We start from the raw sequence: 407 nt of genomic DNA, 5'->3' as shown, positions 1-407 counted from the left end.
GGCCTCAGGCCGACGAAAATCTTCGAATCAAATGTCATCGCGCGTTATATGGCGGTCTTCATCGAGGCGGCAAGCAAACCATCCACGAGGTTTCAGAAAGATGACGATGGAGGCGCGCCGATAGTTGGGACAGGTGGTTCCTGTTGCCGCATTTTGTTTTGTTGCTCGTCACCGGGGCTAAGTGCGTCGCGCACTTCATCGTCTTCCCAACCCGCCTCGATGGCGGAAGCCACAAGCGTCTCGATTTTCTCGGTTTCCGACGCATGCGAAGTCTCATCGAGGCGGCGTCTGGCGGTCTCGAGGCACTGACGGAGGTTCGAAGCGCGACTGGGGTCGTTACGGTCGTAGCTTGGTGATGCGATATAGGTCTTGGGAAGCTCCCTGCTGATCGAGAGGAACACCTGAAC

The 407-nt window shown here is 57.0% G+C and carries 1 protein-coding gene; it reads right to left on the bottom strand.

All coding sequences use genetic code 11. The features are described 5' to 3' along the window. Positions 1-92 precede the first annotated feature (92 nt). A partial coding sequence (locus AF337_RS22000) for a hypothetical protein (protein WP_244471296.1) occupies positions 93-407 on the bottom strand: 315 nt, incomplete at its 5' end.

It is taken from the genome of Rhizobium ecuadorense (assembly GCF_001187535.1).
GTDB classification, from domain to species: Bacteria; Pseudomonadota; Alphaproteobacteria; order Rhizobiales; family Rhizobiaceae; genus Rhizobium; species Rhizobium ecuadorense.
This window is presented reverse-complemented; position numbering and strand designations above follow the sequence as displayed.